At 65.8% G+C, this 1,643-nt stretch carries 2 protein-coding genes; both read left to right on the forward strand.

All coding sequences use genetic code 11. The features are described from left to right. The first annotated feature begins 177 nt into the window (after positions 1-177). Entirely contained in the window at positions 178-441 is a 264-nt protein-coding gene (locus AC1DY5_RS54815; protein WP_478122560.1) for a hypothetical protein, read from the forward strand. Positions 442-627: 186 nt separating this feature from the next. Then, positions 628-1,643: NADP-dependent isocitrate dehydrogenase (locus tag AC1DY5_RS54820; RefSeq protein ID WP_478122561.1), on the forward strand; the 1,016-nt coding region annotated here is incomplete at its 3' end.

Here is a 1,643-nt window from a genome sequence, read left to right on the forward strand (position 1 = left end):
GCATCAACAACCGGTGCGCCGATCCGAAGCTCGCGCAGTCCGGGCAATGCCGCGAGGCCATACGCCAGCGTCGGATCGACGAGGCGCGCCGGAATCCGAGCCTGATGGGCTGAAGGGCTCGCGCACCGGCGCGCCCGGTCTAAGATGCACTCCCGCACTCCCGAGGAAGGCCTCGTCATGAGCAAGCTCGCGCCCGTCTCCGCCGCCTGGATCCTCGCCGTCCTGTCGGGCCTCGCCACGGCCCAGGGCGACGGCGGCAGCCAGACGCCTTGCGAACTCCAGTACAGCACCTGCAAGCAGACGGCCAGGGCCGACTACCAGTTCTGCAAGAACGCCTCCGAGAAGAACTGCCGCCCGCGCCTGAACAAGGCACTGCAAAGCTGCAGCGCCAGCCAGAACCGGTGCCAGAACTCAACGCAGGGCATCCAGTTCAGCAGTTGATCTCGGCCGGCGGCACCGGCACGATCCGTGCAGCGACACGGCGCACACGCGCGTCCGCGGCCTCCCGACCCGTCTACCACGAGGCGAAACACCCCTCAAGTAGACTTACGCGCGTCAAAAACGACTGCCAGCGGCCCTGCCCGCCGCGGGCAACCCGCACATCCGCAAAGCACCAGAGGTCACACAATGGCTAACGCTAAATCCAAGATCATCTACACCCTCACCGACGAGGCGCCGCTGCTGGCCACGGCCTCGCTGCTGCCCGTCATCCAAGCGTTCGCCGCGCCGGCGGGGATCGATGTCGCCGCCAGCGACATCTCGGTGGCAGCCCGCGTACTGGCCGAGTTCCCCGAGTTCCTGACCCCCGACCAGCGGGTGCCCGACAACCTGTCCGAGCTCGGCCGCCTGACCCAACTGCCCGAGACCAACATCATCAAGCTGCCCAACATCAGTGCCTCGGTGCCCCAGTTGGTGGCGGCCATCAAGGAGCTGCAGGCGCGCGGCTACAAGATCCCGGACTATCCCGAAGACCCCAAGACCGACGAACAGAAGGCGCTGCTCGCGCGCTACTCCAAGGCCCTGGGCAGCGCGGTCAACCCGGTGCTGCGCGAAGGCAATTCCGACCGTCGCGCCCCCGCCGCGGTGAAGCGCAACGCACGCAAGAACCCGCACTCGATGAGCAAGTGGAGTCCGGCCTCGCGCACCCACGTCTCGCACATGCACGGCGGCGACTTCTATGCCGGCGAGAAGAGCATGACGCTCACCAAGGCCCGCGACGTCCAGATGGACCTGGTCACCAAGAGCGGCCAGACCATCGTGCTGAAGAAGAAGGTGGCGCTGCTCGAAGGCGAGATCATCGACAGCATGTTCATGAGCAAGAAGGCGCTGCTCAAGTTCTACGAGGACGAGATGGAAGACGCCCGCGAGACCGGCGTGATGTTCTCGCTGCACGTCAAGGCGACCATGATGAAGGTGTCGCACCCGATCGTCTTCGGCCACGCCGTCAAGGTCTTCTACAAGGACGCCTTCGCCAAGCACGGCAAGCTGTTCGACGAACTGGGCGTCAACGTCAACAACGGCCTGTCGAGCGTCTACGACAAGATCGCCGGTCTGYCGACCTCGCAGCGCGACCAGATCATCAAGGACCTGCACGCCTGCCACGAGCACCGTCCCGAGCTGGCCATGGTCGACTCGGCCAAGGG

The organism is Variovorax sp. P4_D9 (genome assembly GCF_056401695.1).